The organism is Rhizobium phaseoli (assembly GCF_001664385.1).
Taxonomy (GTDB): Bacteria; Pseudomonadota; Alphaproteobacteria; order Rhizobiales; family Rhizobiaceae; genus Rhizobium; species Rhizobium phaseoli.
This window is the reverse complement of sequence record NZ_CP013536.1, coordinates 106,291-128,190: the sequence shown is the minus strand read 5'-3', so window position 1 is coordinate 128,190 and position 21,900 is coordinate 106,291. Positions and strand designations below refer to the sequence as shown.

Genomic DNA, 21,900 nt, shown 5'->3' with positions numbered 1-21,900 from the left:
TCAATTGTTGCACGACGGCGGCGGAGGGACTCAATGAGGGTGCGATATGCCTTTGGAGCGTTCTCGAACATAGCTGGCACAGAGTTTCTTCAACCCTCGGTACGATCCAATTCCGAGAAGGCTGCTCAGTCGCATCACTGTTGTTTGCGAAACGCCGCAGTTTTTTGCGACTGCGGCAGCGCTCTCGAAAGCAATCATGTCCGGCTGCTCAAGCATCCGCCTGGCCACCTGTTCCACCTGGTGCGGGAGGAAGATTCGTCCCTCAGCGATGAACTGTTTCAGTTCCTGAAAATTTTGAGGACGTTGATCTCTCAAAGGACGCATGGCTGACATTGGCGCCTCCGTGGCAGATGCATTTCGCGAAGGATAAGTCGTCGCATTTAGGGGATGGGCGATGCAGCAAGCGGTGTGGACCGGACTGCATCGCCATGACGTCAATTGACGGCAACTGGCCTGCCTGTCTGCCAGCTCACAGTGGCGGCCTCTGCCAATTTCTGAGCCTGAAGGCCATCGAGCCCCCCTGGCCTCGGCGAGGAGTTGCCACTGTCGATCGCTTCGATGAAGGCGTTGATCTCGTTGGCGTAAGCCTGTGCATAGCGTTCGAGAAAGAAATATTGAACAGGATCGCCGCTGACGCCGTTTGCATTGGAAAGCTCGACGCTCGTCGCATGGATATTCTTCGCCGCAAGCATACCGGCAGCTCCATGGACTTCGATACGCTGGTCGTAGCCATAGGTCGCCCGGCGCGAATTGGTGATCACGGCAATGCGGCCTGACGCCGTCTGCATCTGCACGGCGGCGGTATCCACATCGCCCTCGGCCCCGATTGCCTTGTCGACGAGAGATGACCCGAGCGCGTTCACGACCACGAATTCCTCGCCCATGAGAAAGCGAGCCATGTCGAAGTCGTGAATCATCATGTCGCGGAACAGACCACCGGAGGATTTGACGTAGTCGGCAGGCGGCGGCGCTGGATCCCGGCTGGTGATCGTCACGATTTCGATTGGACCGACATCGCCATGGCGCAGGCGCGCTTCCACACTCGCGAAGTTCGGGTCAAAGCGGCGATTGAAGCCAATCATCAAAGTCGATCTGTTTTTCTCGACAACCTCGAGGCAGGCATTGATGCGGTCGACCGACAGGGATACTGGCTTTTCGCAGAGAATGGCCTTGCCGGCGCGCGCCGCCGCCTCGATGAGATCGGCATGACTCGGGGTCGGCGTCGCAATGAGGATCGCATCGACGTGCGGGGACTTAATGACTTCCTCCGCCTCGGCAACCTCGGCGCCCGTCCGCGCGGCAAGCTCTTCAGCTGAAGCCTTGAAGGCATCCGCCACATAAGCAAGTTTCGCATTGGGGTTCGCCGCGATCGTTGTGGCATGCACTTTGCCTATCCGGCCGGCGCCAATCACTCCAAATCTGATCATTGATGTCTCTCCATTAACTGTAAGTCTTGACTATCCAAATCTTCAAACGGTGAAGGCGTCGCGGAAGCGGGCAAGCGCCGTCTCGTCATCACCCGAGGCCCAAGCCTCCATGCCGATCGTGCCGCGATAACCCATGTCCTTGAGCGCGCGGGCGATTGCCTTGTAGTTGATCTCTCCGGTGCCCGGTTCCATGCGACCGGGAACATCCGCCACCTGGATCTCGCCGATAAATGGGAGTGCACGCCGGCACAGCTCGATCAGGTTCCCCTCGCCGATCTGGGCATGATAGAGGTCGAGATTGAGCTTCAGCGCCGGCCGGTTAACGGAGGAGACGAGGGCGAGCGTATCCTCGGCCTTGGCAAAGGGGGTCTTGGGATGATCGACTGCCTGATTGAGGTTTTCGAGCACGAAGGTAACACCCTCCTGCTCGCCGAGGTCGGCGATACGGTTCAGCGTATCGCGCGCCTTGAGCCACATGGAACCCGTCACCTGGTCGGCCTTGACGACCGGCAGCCCGTTGCCGTCGAGACCGGTGCCATGCAGGTTGAGACGCGGGCAATTCAGCTGTCGGGCGACGGGGATCGATAACTTCGCGGTTCGCAGCAATTCATCCGCGCCCTCGTCATCGGCAAGTGTGCCGGACACATAGCCCGTCATTGACGAAAAGATGGCTCCCGATCGCGCAAGCGCGGCGATGTCGTGTTTTGTCCAATCCCAGATTTCGGCCTGAAAGCCGAGTTCACTGATACGCTTCAACCTGTCGACAACAGGAAGCGACTTGAAGACCATTTCGGCGCAGACTGCGAGCGTGAAGGGGGATGATGTATTCGACGGACCGTCGTTCATGACCATTTCCATGTTTGATAATTGAGAATGCGGCAGCCTGACAAAGACCAATCGGGCGCCGCGGGATGTGCAGGGCTAAATCGTGCCGCCGAGCTCGTCGGACAGTTGCTGCAGTTCCTTGCCGCCCGCCATCAGGTTCTGAAGCTCGTCCATCGCGATATCCGCCTTGGCAAAAGTGCCGAGCGTCTGGCCGCGATTGAGGATGGTGAAGCGGTCCGCGACCGCATAGGCGTGCCGAACATTGTGGGTAATGAAGATCACCCCCAGTCCGTTCTGCCGGACCTGGTGGATGTATTTCAACACCATCGAAGTTTGCGCCACGCCGAGCGCCGAGGTGGGCTCATCGAGAATAAGGATCTTGGCACCGAAATAGACCGCGCGCGCGATTGCAACGCATTGGCGTTCACCACCCGACAGAGTGCCCACCGCCTGATTGGGATCGCGGATATCGATGCCGATTTTGCGCATCTCTTCACGCGTGACATCGTTGCAGTGCGCGAGGTCGAAGTGACGGAATGGGAAGATGCCTTTGCGTGGCTCCCGCCCCATGAAAAAATTGCGCGTGATCGACATCAGCGGAATCATTGCGAGGTCCTGGTAGACCGTCGCAATCCCCGCATCGAGGGCATCGCGCGGGCTGCGAAAATTGACCGGCTTGCCGTCGACCAGGAAGACACCCCCGCTGGGACGGACGACACCGGACAGCGTCTTGATCAAGGTGGATTTGCCCGCACCATTGTCTCCGAGAAGACAAAGCACCTCTCCGGCCGACACGTGCATCGACACGCCGTTGAGAGCGATCACCGAGCCGTAGTGCTTGACGATATCGGTTACTTCGATGATCGGCGTTCGGTTATTGACGTCTGGCATGATCAGCGCTCCCCGGTAACCTTGCGGCGGATGAAATTGTTGAAGAGAACAGCCAGCAGCAGCATCGAGCCGAGGAAGACCTGGAACCAGTCGGAGTCGAACCTGGTATAGGTGAGGCCGATGGATACCGAGCCGAAGATGATCGCTCCGAAGAAGGCGCCGATCGCCGAGCCGTATCCGCCTGTGAGCAGGCATCCGCCGATAACGGCGGCGATGATCGCCTCGAACTCCTTCTGAAAACCCCGTCGGGCGTCGGTCGAGCCGGCGTCAAGCACGGTGATGATGGCGACCAGCGCGGCGGCACATGCCGTCAGCGCGAACAGGCCGGTCTTCACCCTATGGACAGGGACACCTGAGTTTCTTGCTGCATTCGGATCGCCACCGGCCGCGAAGATCCAGTTGCCCATGCGGGTGCGCAGCAGGACCCAGGTTGCAGCCAGGGCAAGCACGACGAACCACAAGACCGACACCGGGATGCCCGTGACCTTCGGCAGGCCATTGGGGAACTTGTCGATCAGATCGTGATCTGCAAGCCAGACGAATAGGCCCTTCAGCGCATCGCCGGAAAAGAGCCCGAGCAGCGGACTGTCCTTCACATGATCGCCTATGCCGCGAAGCTGAGTCGAGCCGCCGGTGGCCCATTTCAGACCGACGAGGGTCAAGCCGCGCAGTATGAACAAAAATGCTAGGGTCACGATGAACGACGGCAGGCGGGTGTGGATGACGATCTGACCATTGATCGCGCCCATGAACGCCGCAAACAGCATCGTCATGACGATGGCAACCGAAAGGGGTTGACCGAAATTGGTCAGGATGACGCCGAAGATCAATCCTGCGAAAGCCACCATCGAGCCGATCGAGAGATCGAACTCTCCGCCGATCATGAGCAGTGCCGCCGCTATGGCGAGGATTCCCAGTTGCGATGCCGGCGCCATGATTGTCATCAGGCCGGAAAGGGAGAACATCGTCGAATCTGCAGTAAGAAAGAAAAACACGATGACGAGGACAAGGCCGGCGACCGCACCCAGTTCCGGCCGCCGCATCACATGTGTTAAAAAACTCACTTGTTTGACGCGCTCATCGACCGTCGGCGCAGCCGCCGTGTTCTGCTCAAGCGAAGCCATAACTCCTCCGATGTAATCTTTGTTTTGAGGTAGCGGCGGCGCTGCTCGGCAGCGCTCTTTCAACCGAACCCCCTCCCCTCGAGGGGAGGAGATTCTCGAGAATGCCTTCCGGCAATTCTGGTCAGCGAATGCCCTTGGCGGAGAGATCCACAACCTGGGCAGCCTTTTCCTTGGTGATCAAGTTCGGCCCAGACGGAACGTTGCCGCCTGGGATCAGCCCGTATTTGGCGTAGTTGGCCAGGAATACGACCGGCAGGTAACCCTGCAGGAACTGCTGTTGATCGATCGCGAAGGCTGCCTTGCCGTCGGCCACGGCCTTCAGGAAATCTGCCGAAAGGTCGAAGGTCGCGACATTAATCTTGCCGGTCATTCCAACATCCTCGACAGCCGCCAGAGCCGGCTCACCGGCGGTGCCGGCGCCGAGCGCCATGACGGTATCGACAGCGGCATTTGAACTCAGCGCCGCTTTGACCTTCGACCGGACGTCGGCAGGGTCGTTGCTGACGGGCAGAACCGTGACCTTGCCGCCAAAACCGTCGGCAAAGCCCTTGCAGCGCAGATCGAGCGCGACGTTGCCGACTTCCTGATTGACGCACAAGCCTTCCTTGCCGCCCAGTTCATGCAGCTTCGCACCGGCGGCCTTGCCCGCGGTGTATTCGTCCTGGCCGACATGCAGAAGCGCTCCCAATTCCTTCGAAACATCGGATCCCGAGTTGATCGATATAACCGGAATGCCGGCGGCCACGGCCTTCTTGATCGACGGACCGAGCGCCGAGGCGTCCGGAATGGAGACGACAAGCCCGTCGGGCTTCTGATTGATGGCAGCATCGATGAGCTGCCCCATCGACACCATGTCGAATGTTTCCGGCGCCCGATAGTCGACGCTGATGCCGATATCCTTCGCAGCTGCGTTGACGCCGTTCTTGACCACGGACCAGAACGGGTCATTTGCCTGACCGTGGGTGACGGCCACGATGCGAATGTCCGCTGCGTTGACAATTGCTGAAGAGCACATGAGCGCAACTACAGCGGCGGCGCCTGCGAAAAGCGATTTCAAACCTAATTTCATTTTACCCTCCCAAAAACAGTCCGCCTCATGCGAACCGCATTTGCTACCGGTTGCAACCTCATTGCTACCGGTAGCAAGCGACGCCAAATTACTTTATTGTCGACAGAAATCAAGCATCCATTCCATTTTTATTTTTTTGTGGAATATTCATTCCAATCGTGAGGAGAAAGGCATGCGCAAAAGGGCAACGGCGAAAGAGGTGGCGGAAGCCGCCGGCGTATCGAAATGGACGGTAATCCGTGCGTTTACTCCTGGCGCATCCATCACCGAGGCCAGCCGGCAAAAGGTGCTTCAGGCCGCCGAGGCGCTGAACTACTCGCCGAACCTGCTTGCCCGCAGCCTGGCCACAAACGTCACGCATCAGGTCGCGGTGTTCGTCGATGACTTCGCCAATCCGCACAAGCTTCCGGTTTTGGAGATGCTCACCGAGCGCCTGCAGGCGGAGGGTCTGTTGACGGTATTGATCAACATCAACCGGCACTTCGATCACGTTCACGCGTTGATCAATGCCGACCAACGGCAATTCGACGCCGTGATCCTGTTCGGTACGGCCTTTCGCGAGGAAACGCTGGGAGATCGGCGGCTCGGCCCAGACTTCCCGCCAATGTTCGTTCTCGCAAGAGACAGCCAGATCCCTGGCGTCCCCGCAATCGCCTGCAATGCTGAACTCGCTCTCAGCCAAATGGTCGATTACCTGTTTGACAAAGGCTATCGCCGTCCGGGCTTCATGACGGGAGCAAGAACCCTGTCGACGGCCCTCGGCAGGCGCCATCACTATGCGAATTTCTGGCGGCGGAAGGGTGTCGAGAGCGTCATAGAGCTGAATGCAGACCGTTATAGTGCTGACGCGGGCGCCGAAGCGGCGCGAGCCTATCTGAGCGCTACCCCGCCTCCCTCGCGCGTCGATGTTTTGATGTGTGAAAATGATATTCTGGCGTTAGGAGCCATGGATACGGCCCGCAGCGAATTTGGTTGCCGCGTTCCGCAAGACCTTGCGGTGGTCGGCTTTGACAATATCGAGCTTGGCGCGACGCCAACCTATGGCCTGACGACTTACGAGCAGCCCACTTATGAGATGATTAACACGATAGTGGAGATGATTACCGGAGCCCGTGCCGTCGAAGCTGTCACCTTGCCAGGTCATCTCGTTCCCAGACTATCCGCCTGATTGCCGGGTTTCAGGGGAAGCGCGCCAGCCAGTCCAAGATGCGTCTGACCGCCTCGTGATATCGTTGCCCGACCAGCAAGCCCGTATGCGTCGTGCCGGCAAGACCCAGATATTCGCCGCCGATGTGCCGCGCCGCCGCCCGGCCGCGCCGGTCATCATCTTCATCTCCGACGGCTGAGATGACCAGGCTAGGACAGGTGATCCTTCGGCCGTCGACGGAAATTCCCTGCGCTCCGAAATGAAAGGAGAAGGCGCCGAAAGCCTTGCCGGACTCCATGGACAGGTATTTCCGCTGGAACGCGAGATCTTCGAAGGTCTCATCGGCGCTGAACTGCTCGTCGCGCGCCGGCGCGGGCACGACGAGACCGGGCGCCCGCGGCGCGCGACCTTGATAGGGCACCGCGTCATGCACTTGCCTGCAGATGCTGGAGTCGATCAGCACCAGCCCAGCGATCTCCACGCTTTCCGCCAGTTTCTGGCTGAGGATGCCGCCCATGCTGAAGCCGATCACCACAGGCGGGCTTCCGCTTTCATCGACGACTTCGGCGATCGCCTCTCGAATGTCTTCGAGATAATCCTCGAATTCGACCTGCGTGAAATCGACCGATCTGCTTTTGTAGTGACCGCGCAGATTGATGCAGGAGGAGTCCCATCCTGCGGCCATGAAATGCGGGATGTACTTGCTCCACATCCAGCTGCCGGTGAAGGCCCCATGGACGAACAGCAGCGGCGGCCGGCCGGCTTTTTGCGAGCCACAGTTCCCATGAAATATCTCAAGAAAAAGGTCGTTCTCTCCGATAAATTTTTCCCTGTGCTCGGGCAATTCCTTGGCATAGTCCCGCATGGCATTCGCTCCTCAAGTTGGGCAAGCTATCCGAGACAGAGGATATTTGTTACGCAATGTTGATCAATCACTGCAGATGGACTTACACAAAGGACAAAATATCCTCAATCGGATATGGCCGTGGATAGTCTCGCAAGCATCGTCGCCTTCGTTCATGCCGCCGAACAGCAGAGCTATGTCGCCGCCGCGCGCCTTGCCGGCGTTTCGCCTTCGGCGATCGGCAAAGCGGTGGCGCGTCTGGAAAGCCGCCTCGGCGTGCGGCTCTTCAACCGCACGACGCGCAGCATCAGCCTGACCGAGGAAGGGACAGTCCTCTACGAGCACTATAAACGCGTCCTTGACGACATGCGGGACGCGGAAGCAGCCGTGTCAAAGGGCCGGGACCGGCCGAGGGGGCGCCTGCGCGTCAGCGTTCCGCATATCGTCGGCCACCATCTGCTGATGCCAATCCTGCCGGGCTTCACCGCGCGGTTCCCCGAGATCGAACTGGACATCGATTTCGAAGACAGGGTCATCGACCTCATTACGGAGGGGCTCGATGTGGTCGTGCGCAGCGGCGAACTGGCCGATGCGCGGCTGATTGCCCGTCCGCTCGGCGAGCAGCATTTCGTCGTCTGCGCGAGTCCCGCCTATCTCGACCGCCACGGTCGGCCGGAGACGCCTGACGATCTCTCGCGGCACGCCTGCATTCACTTCAAATACCCATCCACCGGCCGCACCGCGCCCTGGGCGTTCCGCCCGCCCTCCGAGCGGCTGCTTCTGCCGAGAAGCCTGACATTCAACAACACCGATGCCGGGCTGCGGGCGGCGAGAGACGGGCTCGGCCTCGCGCATCTGCCCGTCTATGTCGCCGAGCCGCATATCCGGGCCGGCACGCTGATCCCCGTCCTCACTGCCTTCATGGCGCCCTTCGGTTCGCTCTCCCTCGTCTGGCCGTCGAACCGCCAGCTTTCACCCAAAATCCGGGCTTTCGTGGATTTCGTGGTGGAGAATTTTGGCGGCCGGCTCGGCACTCCATTTTCACGCTTCGGACAATGAGTGGCCTCGCCATGTAGAGCCGCGGAGCGTTTCTGCAACGAAGGACCTCAGGCCCTTTGCAGCTTCCAGGTCCTGATCTCAAACGGCATGATGTCGGCAGGACCTGTCCGCTCCATCGGTTCTTCGAGAATGTTGAGCGGCTGCGATACCGACCATCCGGACGGCAGGGTGACAGAGAGGCGGCCGCGCCGGCCGGCGGGCTCGTAGAGCCGCAGTATCAGGCCATCCCCCTCTTCCGCCGGTTTCAGGCCCGAGAGGGCAACCGGCACACCACTGATCGCGAGCGGCGCGAAAGTGCCGGTGGAGAGGCCTTGAGATTCAAGCGCAAGGAGCGGCTGGTTGAGATCGATCGCCTCTTCGAGGACGCCGCCCTCGTGCCAGGCGCCGTCATGAGGCATCAGTGCATAGGTAAAGCTCTGCTCGCCTTCATCGGCCAGCGGATCCGGATAGACCGGTCCGCGCACCAGGCTCATGCCGATCACATTGCCGCGGGCGCTATGACCGTATTTTGCATTGTTGAGCAGCGCGACGCCGAAGCCCGGCTCGCTGATATCGACAAAGCGATGGGCGACGGCCTCGAACATCGCCTGTTCCCAGGAGGTGTTGGTGTGTGTCGCCCGCTCGACGATGCCGAAGGCGCATTCGAACGTTGCTTTGCGCGATCTGACATCAACAGGATTGAGGGTGCGCAGCAGCGTGCGTCGGTCGTGCCAGTCGATCGTCGTTTCGATATCGAGCCGCTTCGCGTTCGCCGTCAGCACATAAGTCTGGGTGACGCTCGAATTGCGGTAGCGGTGCACGACGCGGATCGCCGCGCGTTGCGGGCCGTTTTCGACGAGGCTGATGCTTTCGGGCGTTTCGAGACGGAAGGCCTTTTCGGCATAATCGGCATCGATATCCCAGGCGTCCCAGTTGCGCGGCTTGTCGGCCGGATAGACCCAGAGCTGGTTGGCGGAGCCGTCGACCGCTTCGCGGCCGCTCGCCTTGTGGACGAGGCTCGCAACCGCGCCGTCCTCGCCGATGACAACGGCGAGATGATCGTTTTCGAGGCGGTCCGATGTTGCATTCAGACCGCCCGCCGGCTGCAGCACCTGCCTGTCGAAGACGGCAACAGACAGGGGCGCGACGATGTCGGCGGCCGAGAGGACCGTGCCGTCGGCAAGCCTCGCGCTGAGGGGCCGCGGCGCAAGCGACGGATTGACGACGACGAGCGCATCGCCGACGCCGCCCTTCGGCAGGTTGGCCGAGAGCGCCTGCAGGGCCTTTGCCTGCTCAGACTTGGCATTGCCGATCACGCCGTCGAGCTCCTGTTCCGCATCCTGATAGACCTCGCGAATGCTCGAACCCGGCAGGATGTCGTGGAATTCGTTCTTCAGTACCACGCGCCAGTCCGCTTCGAGGCTCTTAGGTTTTTCAGCTCCGAGCAGATGGGCGAGCGACGCCAGCGTCTCGGCGGTGATCAGCGCGCGCTCAGCCTGGCGGTGCTTGCGCTTGACGCCGCTTTGCGTCGTCAGCGTCGCGCGGTGCAGTTCGAGATAGATCTCGCCATCCCAGACGGGCAGGTTCTTCTCCGATGCGGTGCGGTGCGCCTCTTCATAGAAGCTTTTGACCGTGCCCCAGCGCGCCTGCGGAATGGCCGGGAAGTCGCGCAGCTGCACTTCGCGCTCCACCATTTCCGGCGTCACGCCGCCGCCGCCGTCGCCATAGCCGACGGCGAGAAGCGATGCGTGATGCTGCACCTTGCCGCGGAAATTCTTCCAGGTCGGCACGTAGCAATCGGCCTGTACGAAGCCGTTATAGCCCTGCATCGGATTGTCGAAGGTGTGGGTCAGAACCTTGCTGCCGTCGAGGCCCTTCCACCAGAAGAGGTCGGAGGGGATATGGTTGGTCTCGCTCCAATTGACCTTGATGGTGAAGAAGCTGTCGATACCACCCTGTTTCAGGATCTGCGGCAGGGCGCCGGAGAAGCCGAAGCAATCCGGCAGCCAGCAGACGGTGTGGCGCGTGCCGAAGGTCTTTTCGAAATAGCGCTGGCCGTAGAGAACTTGGCGAACAAGGCTTTCGCCTGTGGGCATGTTGGTGTCGGGCTCCACCCACATTCCGCCGACAGTTTCCCATTTTCCATCGGCGACCTTTTGCTTGATGCGAACGAGAAGCTCCGGATCCTCCTCTTCCATCTGTGCGTAATAATGCGCCGTCGACTGGTTGAAGCGGAAATCGGCCGAACGCTCCATCAGCGACAGCGCCGTGTTGAAGGTGCGCCGCATCTTCCGCCGCGTCTCGCGGTAGGGCCAGAGCCAGGCGAGATCGATATGCGCATGGCCGGTCAGCACCAACTCGCCATTCGGCGGGAAGCGATTCTGCAATTCCTTCAGCCGCGCCGTCAGCGCTTCGAAGGCGGACGCCGCCGAAGCGCTCTGCTCGTCGGAGAGGCCCGCCGGGTTCTCCGCAAGCTGCGGCAATTCCCAGATCTTCTGCTGCATGACGGCGTCGGCGGTGCGCGAGATGTAGACCGCCGTATGCGAGGGCCAGTCGAGGCTGCGCAGGGCCAGTTCGCCGGCATCGACCAGATGCGGCACGACTTCATGTTCGCCGAGCACGTCGATCGCCTCGGCCACCTGCATCAACAGCAGATGCAGGCGATGTGCCGGACCGTCGAGCCAGATCAGCCGGGCCTTGTTGAGCCGCGGCGCCCGGTTCGGCTCGCCGAAGGGAAAGCGCGCAACGCTCTCCGTCGCAATCGAAAAGCGCCGGCCCTTGACCGGGAATTCTTGATGGTAGGGGTCGAGCCCGAATGTCTCGCTCTGACCATCCGGGTAGCTCAGCGTAATCAGGCTCTCGCCGCCGAGATCGAGCTGCAGGCGGATATCCTCGATCGGCCAGCCCGCAGGCGCTTCCGCAGTTGCGGCAAAATGCACCACGCCCCGGCGATGGGGCCAATCCTGATGCTGGCCGATCGGCTCCCCGTCGAACGTCCAGCCGTCGATCGGGCTGATCTGCCGATTGCGCCAATGCGCGAGCTCCGCAATGCGGATTTTGAAGCGATCAAGGCGTTGGGCAATGGTCAGAGGCATGATCTATTCCTGTTCAGAAATGGGCGGCGGAACATCCGGAGTCTTGGCTTTGGGAGATCGTGCAACAGAGATCGCACCGGCCCCGCCTCCCAACCGGTCCTAACGCTTAGATTAAGTAACTTTGATTTGCCGTCAAGCGTGAAAGAGGTTGTGAACAGCCCCTCACCAACAAGCGCCTGTCTGCCCGTCCCGCCTAGATCGCCCGCCTTGCCGCGCAACAAAGGTAATTCTTGACCAGGTGCGCTGCCGGGTTCAGAAACAGGGCTTGCATAGCATGTTCACTACCGCCGGTCGGCTGGCCTGGCAAATTGATCGCCTTGAACAGATCAGAACCAGCGGCCCCGGTACCTACTTGAGGAGCGTGCTGCCGCGGCGGGGAAAGAGAGCGCATGTGCAGTCATTCCAAAGGCGGAGGCCACCTGCCCATTAAACAATCCATTTATCGAGGGCTGCACAATTTTCGCGCAAATGCATTTGTCGGCGATTTCGAAAGCAAATGGCAATCACCGCCTCATGTAAAATCAACAAGTTACGATCTGGCACATCACTTGCTTTGATTCCTGCGAGTTGGTGGCTAGGGTTCCGGCGCTCTCTTTGGGAGCGTGCTGGTCCGAGAGCCACCACCGGCTGGGCGAGAAATCCCACCGGATGCACGGCGGGACAAAAGCCCGGGAGACCTCGTAAGCCAAGGGATTGGCGGCGCGATGGTCTTTGCCGATCCCTTTTTGAAAAAGCAAAAAGGGGAATTTCTATGCAGACTTTTTCGAAGATTCTTTCCATAGCGGCCCTTTCGGTATCGTTGGCTTTCGGGTTCGGCTCTGCCGCCGGGGCGGCGCCGAAAACCAGCTTCAAGGTCGCCTGGTCGATCTATGTCGGCTGGATGCCCTGGGGCTATGCGAGCGACCACGGCATCGTCAAGAAATGGGCCGATAAATATGGCATCAACATCGAAGTCACCCAGTTCAACGACTACGTCGAGTCGATGAACCAGTATACGGCTGGCGCCTTCGATGCCGTGACGCTCACCAATATGGACGGTCTCTCGATCCCGGCCGCCGGCGGGGTCGACACGACCGCCGTCATCGTCGGCGACTTTTCGAACGGCAACGACGCCGTGATCCTGAAGGACAAGGCGAGCCTTGGCGACATCAAGGGCCAGAACGTCAATCTCGTCGAGTTTTCCGTCTCGCATTATCTGCTTGCCCGTGCGCTTGAAAGCATCAAGCTCAGCGAGCGCGACGTGAAGGTCGTCAATACATCAGACGCCGACATGGTCGCGGCCTACAAGACGCCTGATGTCAGTGCCGTCGTCACCTGGAATCCACTCGTCTCCACCATTCTGGAGGATCCCAGCGCCAAGAAGGTTTTCGACAGTTCGCAGGTCCCGGGCGAGATCATCGACCTGATGGTCGCCAATACCGACGTGCTGAAGGACAATCCAAATTTCGGCAAGGCTCTCGCCGGCATCTGGTACGAGACCGCAGCGCTGCTGCGGGCCGATACCGCCGAGGGCAAAGCCGCCCGCGAAGCCATGGGCGCAGCATCCGGCACCGATCTCGCCGGCTTCGAGGCGCAGCTGGCCGCGACCAAGCTCTTCGACAAACCGGCCGACGCCGTTGCCTTCACCGCCTCGCCCAGCCTGCCGAAGACCATGGATCTCGTCCGCGGCTTCCTCTTCGAGAAGGGCCTGCTCGGCAATGGCGCGCCGTCTGCCGACGTCATCGGCATCGAAATGCCTGACGGCAAGGTGCTGGGCGATGCCGGCAACGTGAAGCTGCGATTCAACGAGACCTACATGAAGGCAGCAGCCGACGCCTCGCTCTGATCACAACAGGGGCGCGGTTCGGCCGCGCCTCCTTTCTCTCCCAGCGGAGCAATTCCCATGCGTTGGATCAACACCAGGCCAAGCCGGGGCGCGCAGCTTGCCTTGACGCTGCTGCCCTTCGTGCTGCTCGCCCTTGCCTATGCTTTCGGCTCGGCCGCGCGATTGGCAGAAAACGCCAATGACAAGCTTCTGCCGAGCCTCGCGGGCTTCGCCGATGCGATCAACCGTCTTGCTTTCGTTGCCGACCAGCGCACGGGCGAATATCTGCTCTGGTCGGATACCGGAGCGAGCCTCATCCGGCTGCTCTCCGGCCTCGGCATCTCGACGGTGATCGCGCTTCTCATCGGCATGCTGATCGGCATGCTGCCTTATCTCCGCGCGCTGCTCGCTCCTTTCATCGCCGTGATCTCCATGGTGCCGCCGCTCGCGCTTTTGCCGATCCTCTTCATTGTCATGGGGCTCGGCGAAACCTCGAAGATCGCCCTCATCGTTATCGGCGTTGCGCCGACGATGATCCGGGACCTGGCATTGAAGGCGCTGGAGCTGCCCCGCGAACAGATCGTCAAGGCTGAAACGCTCGGCGGCTCCTCCTGGCAGATCGGGCTGCGCATCGTGCTGCCGCAGATCCTGCCGCGGCTGATCACCTGCCTTCGGCTGCAGCTCGGTCCCGCCTGGCTGTTCCTGATCGCCGCCGAAGCAATCTCGTCTGATTCCGGCCTCGGCTACCGTATCTTCCTCGTCCGCCGCTATCTCTCGATGGATATCATCTTTCCCTATGTCATCTGGATCACGCTGCTTGCCGTGGTCATGAACGCCCTGCTCGACCGCTTGCGGATCGCCGTCTTCCCCTGGTCGGACCTGGAGAAGCAGGCATGAGCGAACTGAAGATCGAACGGGTCTGGAAGGAATATGGCGACCAAATCGTATTGGAAGACGTGTCGCTTGCCGTCGCTTCGCGCGCATTCGTCGCCCTCGTCGGCCCCTCCGGCTGTGGCAAGACGACGTTCCTGCGCATGCTGCTCGGCCAAGAGCAGCCGACGAAGGGCAAGATCCTGCTCGACGGCGAACCTCTGCCGCCGGAGCCGGGGCCAGATCGCGGTGTCGTCTTCCAGCGTTACTCCGTCTTCCCGCATCTGACCGTGCTCGGCAATGTGCTGCTCGGCAGGGAATTTACCGCCGCGCGCTACAGGGCCAGGCTCTTCGGCGCGGCCCGCCGCAACGCGCTCGAGGAAGCGCGCCGGCTGATCGCTGAGGTCGGCCTTGGCGGTTCCGAAGGCAAATATCCGGCCCAGCTTTCGGGCGGCATGCAGCAGCGCCTTGCGCTCGCCCAGGCTCTGATCATGAAGCCGAAAGTGCTGCTGCTCGACGAACCCTTCGGCGCGCTCGATCCGGGCATTCGGGCCGAGATCCACACGCTGATGAAGCGGCTTTGGCACGAGACGCAGATGACCGTCGTCATGGTCACGCATGACATGCGCGAAGCCTTCACGCTTGCGAGCCGCGTCGTGGCTTTCGAACGCCACCGCAACCGGCCGGAGGAAAGGGAGCGCTACGGCGCCACCATCACCAAGGATATTTCCATCTGGCCGCCGCGCCTTGCCGGTCAGCCATCGATCTTCAGCCCCGACCGGGACGGCCCGGTCGCTTCCCTGGGGCACAGCCGGGACGACCTGGCACCATCAGGAGAGATGCAATGATGCATGTGGGACGCTCACCCGAAGAAATCGCCGCCAACCGCGCGCGATATGAGGAACATCAGAAGAAGGGGCTGAAATTCGCCCCCAAGGCGCTGCCCGGCCCCAGCCCCTTGCCGGCGCCGGCGATCGACGCCGCCGCCGTCATCCACCAGGAAACCGTCCCGGGTGGCTGGTACTGGTCGACGAAAGTCTCGCGCGGCGAGGCGATCCGCATCGATCAGGCGGAGGGCAATTCCACCGTCGCGCTCGTCGCCTGGAGCGCCGCCGATACCAGCGAACGGATCAATCTCGTCGATACCGCAAAGGTCCAGTGGACGACGGCGCTCGGCAAGGGCCGCGTGATCTTCTCCGACATGGGCCGCGTCATGTTCTCGATGATCGAGGACAGTTCCGGCGCTCATGACTGCCTGATGGGCGGCTCGACCGCTGCCTCGAACGCGGCGAAATATCCGGGCGAGAAGACGCGCAATACCCGCGACAACCTGGTCCTCGTCGCCGGCAAGCTCGGTCTTACCCGTCGCGATATTCCCGGCATCCTCAATCTCTTCGCGCCCGTGCGCCTTGCCGAGGCCGGCGGCTTCGGCTGGCAGGGTAAGCGTTCCAACAGTGGCGATTATGTCGAACTGCGTGCCGAGATGGACATGCTGGTCGGCTTTTCCAATTGCCCGCATCCCCTCGATCCGGATCCGAACTACCAGCCGAAACCTGTTGTCATCACGCGCTACAAGGCTGCAGTCCCGGCTGCGGACGATCTTTGCCGCACGGCAACCGCCGAAGCGGTGCGCGGTTTCGAAAACAACGCCTTGATGCGGGCCTGAGGAGAAGACGATGTCCGATTTCATCCAGACCTCCCCTGCCCGCGCCGTGGAAAATGCCGCGCAGCATCACTTCATCGCAGCCGAAGCGCCCTGGTCCGGCATCGTGCGCAAGGGCCAGATCATCCGTATCGAGGATAGCTACGGCCAACAGGCGATCGACACGCTCTTCTATCGCGCCGATGATTTCTCCGAGCGCTATTCCAACCAGGACACGATGCGCATCCAAGGCGCCGCCTATTTCGGCATCGGCACGAAGATCATGTCGAGCGAAGGCAATGTCATGCTGACCATGACGGCCGACAGCTGCGGCCGTCACGATACCTCGGCCGGCGCCTGCTCTTGCGAGAGCAATACGGTGCGCTTCGGCCACGGCACGAAATACCTGCATGCCTGCCGCGACAACTTCCTGCTCGAAGTTTCGAAACACGGCATGGATAAGCGCGATATCGTGCCGAATATCAACTTTTTCATGAACGTGCCGATCCAGCCGACCGGTGAGATGACGATCGTCGACGGTATTTCCACAGCCGGGGACTATGTCGAACTCGTCGCCGAGATGGATGTGCTCTGCGTCATCTCCAATTGCCCGCAGGTCAACAATCCGTGCAACGGCTTCGATCCGACGCCGATCCGGGTGCTGATCTGGGATGGCGAGGCCTGATCATGTTCAAGAAAATCCTGATCGCGAACCGCGGCGAAATCGCCGTGCGGGTCATCAAGACGCTGCAGCGCATGGGCATTGCCTCGGTCGCCGTCTATTCCGATGCCGACCGTTTCGCCAAAGCGGTGATGATGGCCGGCGAAGCCGTTCGTCTCGGTCCGTCGCCGGCCGGCGAAAGTTACCTGAATGTCGATGCCGTCATCGCCGCGTGCAGGGCAACGGGAGCGGAAGCCGTCCATCCCGGCTATGGCTTCCTCTCTGAAAATATCGGTTTTGCCGAGCGGCTTGCCGCCGAAGGCATTGCCTTCATCGGTCCTCGGCCGGAGCATCTATCGGCCTTCGGCTTGAAGCATACCGCACGGGAGCTCGCCAAGGCGAGCGGCGTACCGCTTCTGCCCGGTTCGGGCCTGCTGTCTGGCGCCGATGAAGCGCTTTCCGCAGCCGAAGCGATCGGCTACCCGGTGATGCTGAAAAGTACGGCCGGCGGCGGCGGCATCGGCATGCAGCTCTGCGCCGATCCGGAAAGCCTGAAGGCTTCGTTCGAGAGCGTGCAGCGGACGGCCCGCGCAAGCTTCGGCGACGCACGCGTCTACATAGAGCGTTTCGTGGCGGATGCCCGGCACGTCGAAGTGCAGATCTTCGGCGACGGCAGAGGCAATGTCATCGCGCTCGGCGAGCGGGACTGCTCGTTGCAGCGGCGAAACCAGAAAGTGGTCGAGGAGACCCCTGCCCCCGGTCTTTCAGCTGCAACCCGTGGCCGCCTGCACAAGGCAGCCGTCGATCTCGGCGCTTCGGTTTCCTATGAATCGGCAGGCACGGTCGAATTCATCTACGATCCGCTGCGCGAGGAATTCTATTTCCTTGAGGTCAACACTCGCCTTCAGGTCGAGCATCCCGTCACGGAAGCCGTGTTCGGCATCGACCTCGTCGAATGGATGATCCGCCAGTCCGCGGGCGAAGACGTGCTCTCCGGCGCCAAAACACTGGAGCCGAAAGGCGCAGCGATCGAAGTCCGGATCTATGCCGAGATGCCGCATGCCGACTTCCGCCCGAGCGCCGGGCTGCTGACGGAGGTCGTCTTTCCCCAGGATGCGCGCATTGACTGCTGGATCGAATCCGGCACGGAGGTGACGCCCTTCTACGACCCGATGCTCGCCAAGACGATCGTCTCCGCCGCAGACCGCCCGACGGCAATCGAAAAGCTGAAGAAGGCTCTTGCGGAAACATCGATATCAGGGATCGAGACCAATCTCGATTATCTCAGCGCCATTGCCGGCTCCGAACTCCTCGCCGGCGGCAAGGTGGCGACGACGGCGCTGCGCGATTTTTCCTTCGTGCCTGACGTCATCGAGGTGATCGCGCCCGGCGCCCAATCGAGCATTCAGGAACTGCCGGGCCGGCTTGGCCTCTGGCATGTCGGCGTGCCGCCAAGCGGCCCGATGGACGAGCGCTCCTTCCGCCACGCCAATCGCCTCGTCGGCAACGGCGATATGGTTGCAGCACTGGAGCTGACGGTTTCCGGCCCGGTGCTGAAGTTCCATACCGATACGGTGGTCGCGCTTGCCGGCGCGAGGATGGCGATGAGCGTCGACGGCGAGACAATGCCGCATGACGTAGCCGTGATGATCCGCGCCGGTCAGATCCTCTCAATCGGCACCATCGATGGACCGGGGCAGCGCGCATACCTCGCCGTCGCGGGCGGTTTCGCCGCTCCGGTCGTCCTCGGCTCGCGCGCCACCTTCGGCCTCGGCCAGTTCGGCGGCAACGCCACCGGCACGCTGAAGACCGGCCACGTTCTGCACCTTGCCCGCAAGGCCGCGGTCGAGCCGCCGATGCCGGCGACGGAGCCCGCTGAACTGACGCGGGAATGGGATGTCGGCGTTGTCTACGGTCCGCATGGGTCGCCGGATTTCTTTCAGGACAGCGATATAGAAACGCTGTTCTCGACGAGCTATGAGGTGCATTTCAACAGCGCCCGCACCGGGGTGCGCCTCATCGGCCCCGCGCCGAATTGGGCGCGTAGCGACGGCGGCGAGGCTGGCCTTCATCCCTCCAACCTGCATGACAATGCCTACGCCATCGGCGCAATCGACTTCACCGGCGACATGCCGATTATCCTCGGGCCCGACGGGCCGAGCCTCGGCGGCTTCGTCTGTCCGGCGGTGATTGCCCGTGACGAGCAATGGAAGATGGGTCAGTTCAAGCCTGGCGACCGTATCCGCTTTCACCCCGCCGCGCGGCCCGGAGATCCGGTCGCCGGCCCAGTCGTGCATCGGGCCAGGGAGGAGGCGGGCTCGCCGATCATCGGCAAGCGCGACGACGGCCCGGTCTCCGTCGTCTATCGCCGCCAGGGCGACGACAATCTGCTCGTCGAGTATGGACCGATGATGCTCGACATCGCCCTGCGGCTGAGGGTGCACCTGCTGATGCAGGCCGTATCGCAGGCACGACTATCAGGGATCATCGATCTCACGCCCGGCATCCGTTCGCTGCAGATCCACTATGACGGCACGTCGCTGACCCGCAAGCGCCTGCTCGGCCTCCTGGCAGAGATCGAGGCGGGCCTGCCGGCCGCGCAGGACGTCAAGGTGCCGAGCCGCATCGTCCATCTGCCGCTTTCCTGGAATGACCCGGATGCCGAGCTCGCCATGCGCAAATATCAGGAGCTCGTGCGGCCGAACGCGCCCTGGTGCCCTGACAACATCGAGTTCATCCGCCGCATCAACGGCCTTCCCGATGAACAGGCGGTGCGCGATATCGTCTTCGATGCCAGCTATCTCGTGCTCGGCCTCGGCGACGTCTATCTCGGCGCGCCGGTCGCGACACCGATCGATCCGCGCCATCGGCTGGTGACGACAAAATACAATCCGGCCCGCACCTGGACGCCGGAAAATGCCGTTGGCATCGGCGGGGCCTACATGTGCATCTACGGAATGGAGGGCCCTGGCGGTTACCAGCTTTTCGGTCGTACCATCCAGGTCTGGAACACCTGGAGGCAGACGCCAGTATTTGCCAAGGACAAGCCGTGGCTGCTCGACTTCTTCGATCAGGTCCGCTTCTTCCCCGTCAGCCACGAAGAGCTGACCGAAGCCCGCGCCGCCTTTCCGCACGGAGGATATCCGGTCAGGATAGATCAAAGCGAGTTCTCCTATGCCGCCTATGAGACCGGGCTTGCCCGCGAGGCAGCCGCCATAAGCGCCTTCAAATCAAAGCAGCAGGCTGCCTTCGAAACGGAGCGGCAACGCTGGAAGGAACTCGGCCTGGACAGCTTCACCGTCGATGAAGGCGCCGGCGCCAGCCTTGCTGGCGAGATACCGCTGGGTTGCTTCGGTGTCGAAAGCGCCGTGCCGGGCAACGTCTGGAAGATCCTCGTCGAAGAAGGGCAGCCCGTGGCCGCCGGCGACACATTGGCCATCATCGAATCCATGAAGATGGAAATCAACGTCACCGCACATGCCGGCGGCCGCGTCCGCGATCTGCGCGCCGGCCCTGGTCGCAATGTCAAAGCCGGCGATGTGCTGGTCATTCTGGAGGAAATCTGATGCTCCCCGCCATTCTTGATCTTGCTTCGCTGCGGTCCGCCTATGCGGCGGGCCTTTCCCCGCTCGAGCTGGTGGAAGAGATCATCGCAAGATGCAGTGCGTCCGATGATCCGGCCATCTTCATCACCACGACGCCCGAAGAGGAATTGCGCTCCGCTGCCCGCGAGCTGGTGGCCCGCGCGCCCGAACCGAACAGCCTGCCGCTCTGGGGCATTCCCTTCGCTGTCAAGGACAATATCGACGTCGCCGGCCTGCCGACGACGGCTGCCTGCCCGGCTTTCGCCTATCACCCGCAGGCGGACGCGGCAACGGTCGCGCGGTTGCGGGCGGCCGGCGCCCTCGTGATCGGCAAGACCAACCTCGACCAGTTCGCAACGGGGCTGAACGGCACGCGCTCGCCGCATGGCGCGCCGCGTTCGGTTTTCGATCGCAACTATGTCTCCGGCGGCTCCAGCTCGGGTTCGGCCGTCGCGGTGGCGGTCGGCCTGGCAAGCTTCTCGCTCGGAACCGACACGGCCGGTTCCGGCCGCGTGCCGGCCGCTTTTAACAATCTCGTCGGCATCAAGCCGACGCCGGGGCTGGTGCCCAATGTCGGCGTGGTGCCTGCCTGCCGCAGCGTCGATGTCGTCACCGTCTTCGCCGCGACGGTCGGCGACGGCATTGCCATCCGCCGGATCATGGAAGGCTACGACGCCCGCGATCCGTTTTCACGGCAAGCCACACCCGCGAGCCTGCCCGCGACGCGCCCGCGCATCGGCGTCCTCGATGGTGCGGAACGGGAATTTTACGGCAACAGGCAAGTGGAGGCCCTCTATGACGCGGCAATCGAAAGGGCGCGATCGCTGGGTGCGGTGATCGTGCCTTTCGACTACGCGCCATTCCGGCAGGCGGCCGAACTTCTCTACAACGGCCCCTGGGTCGCCGAGCGGCTGGCGGCGGTCAAGGAATTCCTGGCAACGAATGGCGGCGACTTCGACCCGACGGTGCGAGCCATCATCGAAGGGGCAAAGGCCTACGATGCCGTCGACGCTTTTGAGGGCCGCTACAGGCTGGAAGCATTGCGGCAGAAAACAAAGGCCGAATGGGAGAAGGTGGATTTCCTGATGCTGCCGACATCCCCCACCACCTACAGCGTCGAAGAAATGCAGGCGGACCCGATCGTCAAGAACAGCCATTTCGGCCGCTATACCAATTTTGCGAACTTGCTCGATTGCGCGGCGATCGCCATTCCCGCCGGCTTTGACGCAGACGGTCATCTGCCGGCAGGCGTAATGCTGGTGGGGCCCGCCTTCACCGACGATGCGCTGGCGCCCTTTGCCGACGCCCTGCACCGCGCGGCGGAAGCGGGAATGGGCAAGGACCGCCACATGGCGCTGCCAGAGGAAAGCCGCGTTTCACCGCCGGCCGACGACTTCGTCCCGATCGTCGTCGTCGGTGCCCATCTGACTGACATGCCGCTGAACCATGAGCTGACGCGGACGGGCGGATACAGGTTGAGAACAGGGCGAACGGATGGCAGCTACCGACTCTTCGCCCTTAGCGGCACGATCCCGCCCAAGCCCGGGCTGGTGCGCGATCCGGGCTTTGCCGGCGATGGCGTGGAGATCGAGGTCTGGGCGCTGCCACCGGCCGCGTTCGCCCGTTTTGTCCAGAACATTCCGGCGCCGCTCGGCGTCGGCAAGATCACGCTCGACGACGCGAGTTGCATCACGGGATTCCTGTGCGAGGCGCATGCGGTCACGGGCGGCCGGGAGATCACCGAATTCGGCGGCTGGCGCAACTATGTTCGCTCAACAAGTCCGGCGGCGTGAAGGGGAGAAGATGCGAGGATTTCTGTCGAAGGCAGCACAGCTTCTTCTGCGGGGTCTCATTGCCAGGACCTGCGCGATCTCGGCGA

The 21,900-nt window shown here is 61.9% G+C and carries 17 protein-coding genes and 1 riboswitch; of the genes, 9 read left to right on the top strand and 8 right to left on the bottom strand.

Going from position 1 to position 21,900, the window contains the following annotated elements; genetic code table 11:
- Positions 1 to 30 precede the first annotated feature (30 nt).
- From AMC88_RS27850 to AMC88_RS27825, 6 genes are all read right to left on the bottom strand, one after another.
- On the bottom strand, positions 31 to 333 hold the full coding sequence (locus AMC88_RS27850) for a MurR/RpiR family transcriptional regulator (protein WP_049772086.1): 303 nt from the start codon (positions 331 to 333) through the stop codon (positions 31 to 33).
- 101 nt (positions 334 to 434) lie between these two features.
- Positions 435 to 1,427: an inositol 2-dehydrogenase gene (iolG, locus tag AMC88_RS27845; RefSeq protein ID WP_064820390.1), complete on the bottom strand. Its 993-nt coding sequence runs from the start codon at positions 1,425 to 1,427 to the stop codon at positions 435 to 437.
- 42 nt (positions 1,428 to 1,469) lie between these two features.
- Positions 1,470 to 2,273, bottom strand: coding sequence for a TIM barrel protein (locus AMC88_RS27840; protein WP_037146436.1), 804 nt, complete (start codon positions 2,271 to 2,273; stop codon positions 1,470 to 1,472).
- Positions 2,274 to 2,348: 75 nt separating this feature from the next.
- A complete protein-coding gene (locus AMC88_RS27835) occupies positions 2,349 to 3,143 on the bottom strand; it encodes an ATP-binding cassette domain-containing protein (protein WP_010009235.1) in 795 nt (264 codons plus the stop codon).
- Between the two features lie 2 nt (positions 3,144 to 3,145).
- Positions 3,146 to 4,267, bottom strand: coding sequence for an ABC transporter permease (locus AMC88_RS27830; RefSeq protein ID WP_004669202.1), 1,122 nt, complete (start codon positions 4,265 to 4,267; stop codon positions 3,146 to 3,148).
- 121 nt (positions 4,268 to 4,388) lie between these two features.
- On the bottom strand, positions 4,389 to 5,336 hold the full coding sequence (locus AMC88_RS27825; RefSeq protein WP_004669204.1) for a sugar ABC transporter substrate-binding protein: 948 nt from the start codon (positions 5,334 to 5,336) through the stop codon (positions 4,389 to 4,391).
- A gap of 172 nt (positions 5,337 to 5,508) precedes the next feature.
- Between AMC88_RS27825 and AMC88_RS27820 the strand changes: the two genes are divergently transcribed.
- Entirely contained in the window at positions 5,509 to 6,504 is a 996-nt protein-coding gene (locus AMC88_RS27820) for a LacI family DNA-binding transcriptional regulator (protein ID WP_016735988.1), read from the top strand.
- Positions 6,505 to 6,514: 10 nt separating this feature from the next.
- Here AMC88_RS27820 and AMC88_RS27815 read toward each other — a convergent pair whose 3' ends face one another.
- Complete coding sequence (locus AMC88_RS27815; RefSeq protein WP_004669208.1) at positions 6,515 to 7,348, bottom strand: alpha/beta hydrolase; 834 nt, start codon at positions 7,346 to 7,348, stop codon at positions 6,515 to 6,517.
- A gap of 120 nt (positions 7,349 to 7,468) precedes the next feature.
- Between AMC88_RS27815 and AMC88_RS27810 the strand changes: the two genes are divergently transcribed.
- Positions 7,469 to 8,386: a LysR family transcriptional regulator gene (locus AMC88_RS27810; RefSeq protein ID WP_170965662.1), complete on the top strand. Its 918-nt coding sequence runs from the start codon at positions 7,469 to 7,471 to the stop codon at positions 8,384 to 8,386.
- A gap of 47 nt (positions 8,387 to 8,433) precedes the next feature.
- On the opposite strand, the gene AMC88_RS27805 is transcribed toward AMC88_RS27810, so the two are convergent.
- The gene (locus AMC88_RS27805) at positions 8,434 to 11,460 is read right to left on the bottom strand and encodes an alpha-mannosidase (RefSeq protein WP_064820392.1); all 3,027 of its coding nucleotides are present in this window, start codon (positions 11,458 to 11,460) and stop codon (positions 8,434 to 8,436) included.
- A 563-nt stretch (positions 11,461 to 12,023) separates the two neighbouring features.
- Positions 12,024 to 12,137, top strand: a riboswitch (guanidine-I (ykkC/yxkD leader).
- A 74-nt stretch (positions 12,138 to 12,211) separates the two neighbouring features.
- On the opposite strand from AMC88_RS27805, the gene AMC88_RS27800 reads away from it, so the two are divergent.
- From AMC88_RS27800 to atzF, 7 genes are read left to right on the top strand one after another with little or no spacing between them, the layout of a single operon-like run.
- A complete protein-coding gene (locus AMC88_RS27800; protein WP_064826338.1) occupies positions 12,212 to 13,285 on the top strand; it encodes a putative urea ABC transporter substrate-binding protein in 1,074 nt (357 codons plus the stop codon).
- Positions 13,286 to 13,342: 57 nt separating this feature from the next.
- Positions 13,343 to 14,161 carry an ABC transporter permease gene (locus AMC88_RS27795; protein ID WP_064826337.1) on the top strand — a complete coding sequence of 273 codons (819 nt, stop codon included), beginning with the start codon at positions 13,343 to 13,345 and terminating at the stop codon, positions 14,159 to 14,161.
- Positions 14,158 to 14,982: an ABC transporter ATP-binding protein gene (locus tag AMC88_RS27790; RefSeq protein WP_064826336.1), complete on the top strand. Its 825-nt coding sequence runs from the start codon at positions 14,158 to 14,160 to the stop codon at positions 14,980 to 14,982. The genes AMC88_RS27795 and AMC88_RS27790 overlap by 4 nt, the downstream gene beginning before the upstream one ends.
- A complete protein-coding gene (locus AMC88_RS27785; protein WP_064826335.1) occupies positions 14,979 to 15,800 on the top strand; it encodes an urea amidolyase associated protein UAAP1 in 822 nt (273 codons plus the stop codon). Before AMC88_RS27790 ends, AMC88_RS27785 begins: the two co-directional genes overlap by 4 nt.
- Before the next feature lie 10 nt (positions 15,801 to 15,810).
- Positions 15,811 to 16,461, top strand: coding sequence for an urea amidolyase associated protein UAAP2 (locus AMC88_RS27780; protein WP_064826334.1), 651 nt, complete (start codon positions 15,811 to 15,813; stop codon positions 16,459 to 16,461).
- 2 nt (positions 16,462 to 16,463) lie between these two features.
- Positions 16,464 to 20,003, top strand: a complete 3,540-nt coding sequence (gene uca, locus AMC88_RS27775) for an urea carboxylase (protein WP_064826333.1) — start codon at positions 16,464 to 16,466, stop codon at positions 20,001 to 20,003.
- Positions 20,003 to 21,814: an allophanate hydrolase gene (gene atzF / locus AMC88_RS27770; protein ID WP_064826332.1), complete on the top strand. Its 1,812-nt coding sequence runs from the start codon at positions 20,003 to 20,005 to the stop codon at positions 21,812 to 21,814. Before uca ends, atzF begins: the two co-directional genes overlap by 1 nt.
- The last annotated feature ends 86 nt before the right edge of the window (positions 21,815 to 21,900 follow it).

What these genes read in the sequence shown, in the direction of transcription:
- AMC88_RS27815 (WP_004669208.1), bottom strand. Translation starts at nt 7,348, where the DNA reads ATGCGGGACTATGCCAAGGAATTGCCCGAGCACAGGGAAAAATTTATC.
- AMC88_RS27820 (WP_016735988.1), top strand. Translation starts at nt 5,509, where the DNA reads ATGCGCAAAAGGGCAACGGCGAAAGAGGTGGCGGAAGCCGCCGGCGTA.
- AMC88_RS27830 (WP_004669202.1), bottom strand. Translation starts at nt 4,267, where the DNA reads ATGGCTTCGCTTGAGCAGAACACGGCGGCTGCGCCGACGGTCGATGAG.
- AMC88_RS27790 (WP_064826336.1), top strand. Translation starts at nt 14,158, where the DNA reads ATGAGCGAACTGAAGATCGAACGGGTCTGGAAGGAATATGGCGACCAA.
- atzF (WP_064826332.1), top strand. Translation starts at nt 20,003, where the DNA reads ATGCTCCCCGCCATTCTTGATCTTGCTTCGCTGCGGTCCGCCTATGCG.
- AMC88_RS27805 (WP_064820392.1), bottom strand. Translation starts at nt 11,460, where the DNA reads ATGCCTCTGACCATTGCCCAACGCCTTGATCGCTTCAAAATCCGCATT.
- AMC88_RS27795 (WP_064826337.1), top strand. Translation starts at nt 13,343, where the DNA reads ATGCGTTGGATCAACACCAGGCCAAGCCGGGGCGCGCAGCTTGCCTTG.
- iolG (WP_064820390.1), bottom strand. Translation starts at nt 1,427, where the DNA reads ATGATCAGATTTGGAGTGATTGGCGCCGGCCGGATAGGCAAAGTGCAT.
- AMC88_RS27835 (WP_010009235.1), bottom strand. Translation starts at nt 3,143, where the DNA reads ATGCCAGACGTCAATAACCGAACGCCGATCATCGAAGTAACCGATATC.
- AMC88_RS27840 (WP_037146436.1), bottom strand. Translation starts at nt 2,273, where the DNA reads ATGAACGACGGTCCGTCGAATACATCATCCCCCTTCACGCTCGCAGTC.
- AMC88_RS27850 (WP_049772086.1), bottom strand. Translation starts at nt 333, where the DNA reads ATGTCAGCCATGCGTCCTTTGAGAGATCAACGTCCTCAAAATTTTCAG.
- AMC88_RS27780 (WP_064826334.1), top strand. Translation starts at nt 15,811, where the DNA reads ATGTCCGATTTCATCCAGACCTCCCCTGCCCGCGCCGTGGAAAATGCC.
- AMC88_RS27825 (WP_004669204.1), bottom strand. Translation starts at nt 5,336, where the DNA reads ATGAAATTAGGTTTGAAATCGCTTTTCGCAGGCGCCGCCGCTGTAGTT.
- AMC88_RS27800 (WP_064826338.1), top strand. Translation starts at nt 12,212, where the DNA reads ATGCAGACTTTTTCGAAGATTCTTTCCATAGCGGCCCTTTCGGTATCG.
- AMC88_RS27785 (WP_064826335.1), top strand. Translation starts at nt 14,979, where the DNA reads ATGATGCATGTGGGACGCTCACCCGAAGAAATCGCCGCCAACCGCGCG.
- uca (WP_064826333.1), top strand. Translation starts at nt 16,464, where the DNA reads ATGTTCAAGAAAATCCTGATCGCGAACCGCGGCGAAATCGCCGTGCGG.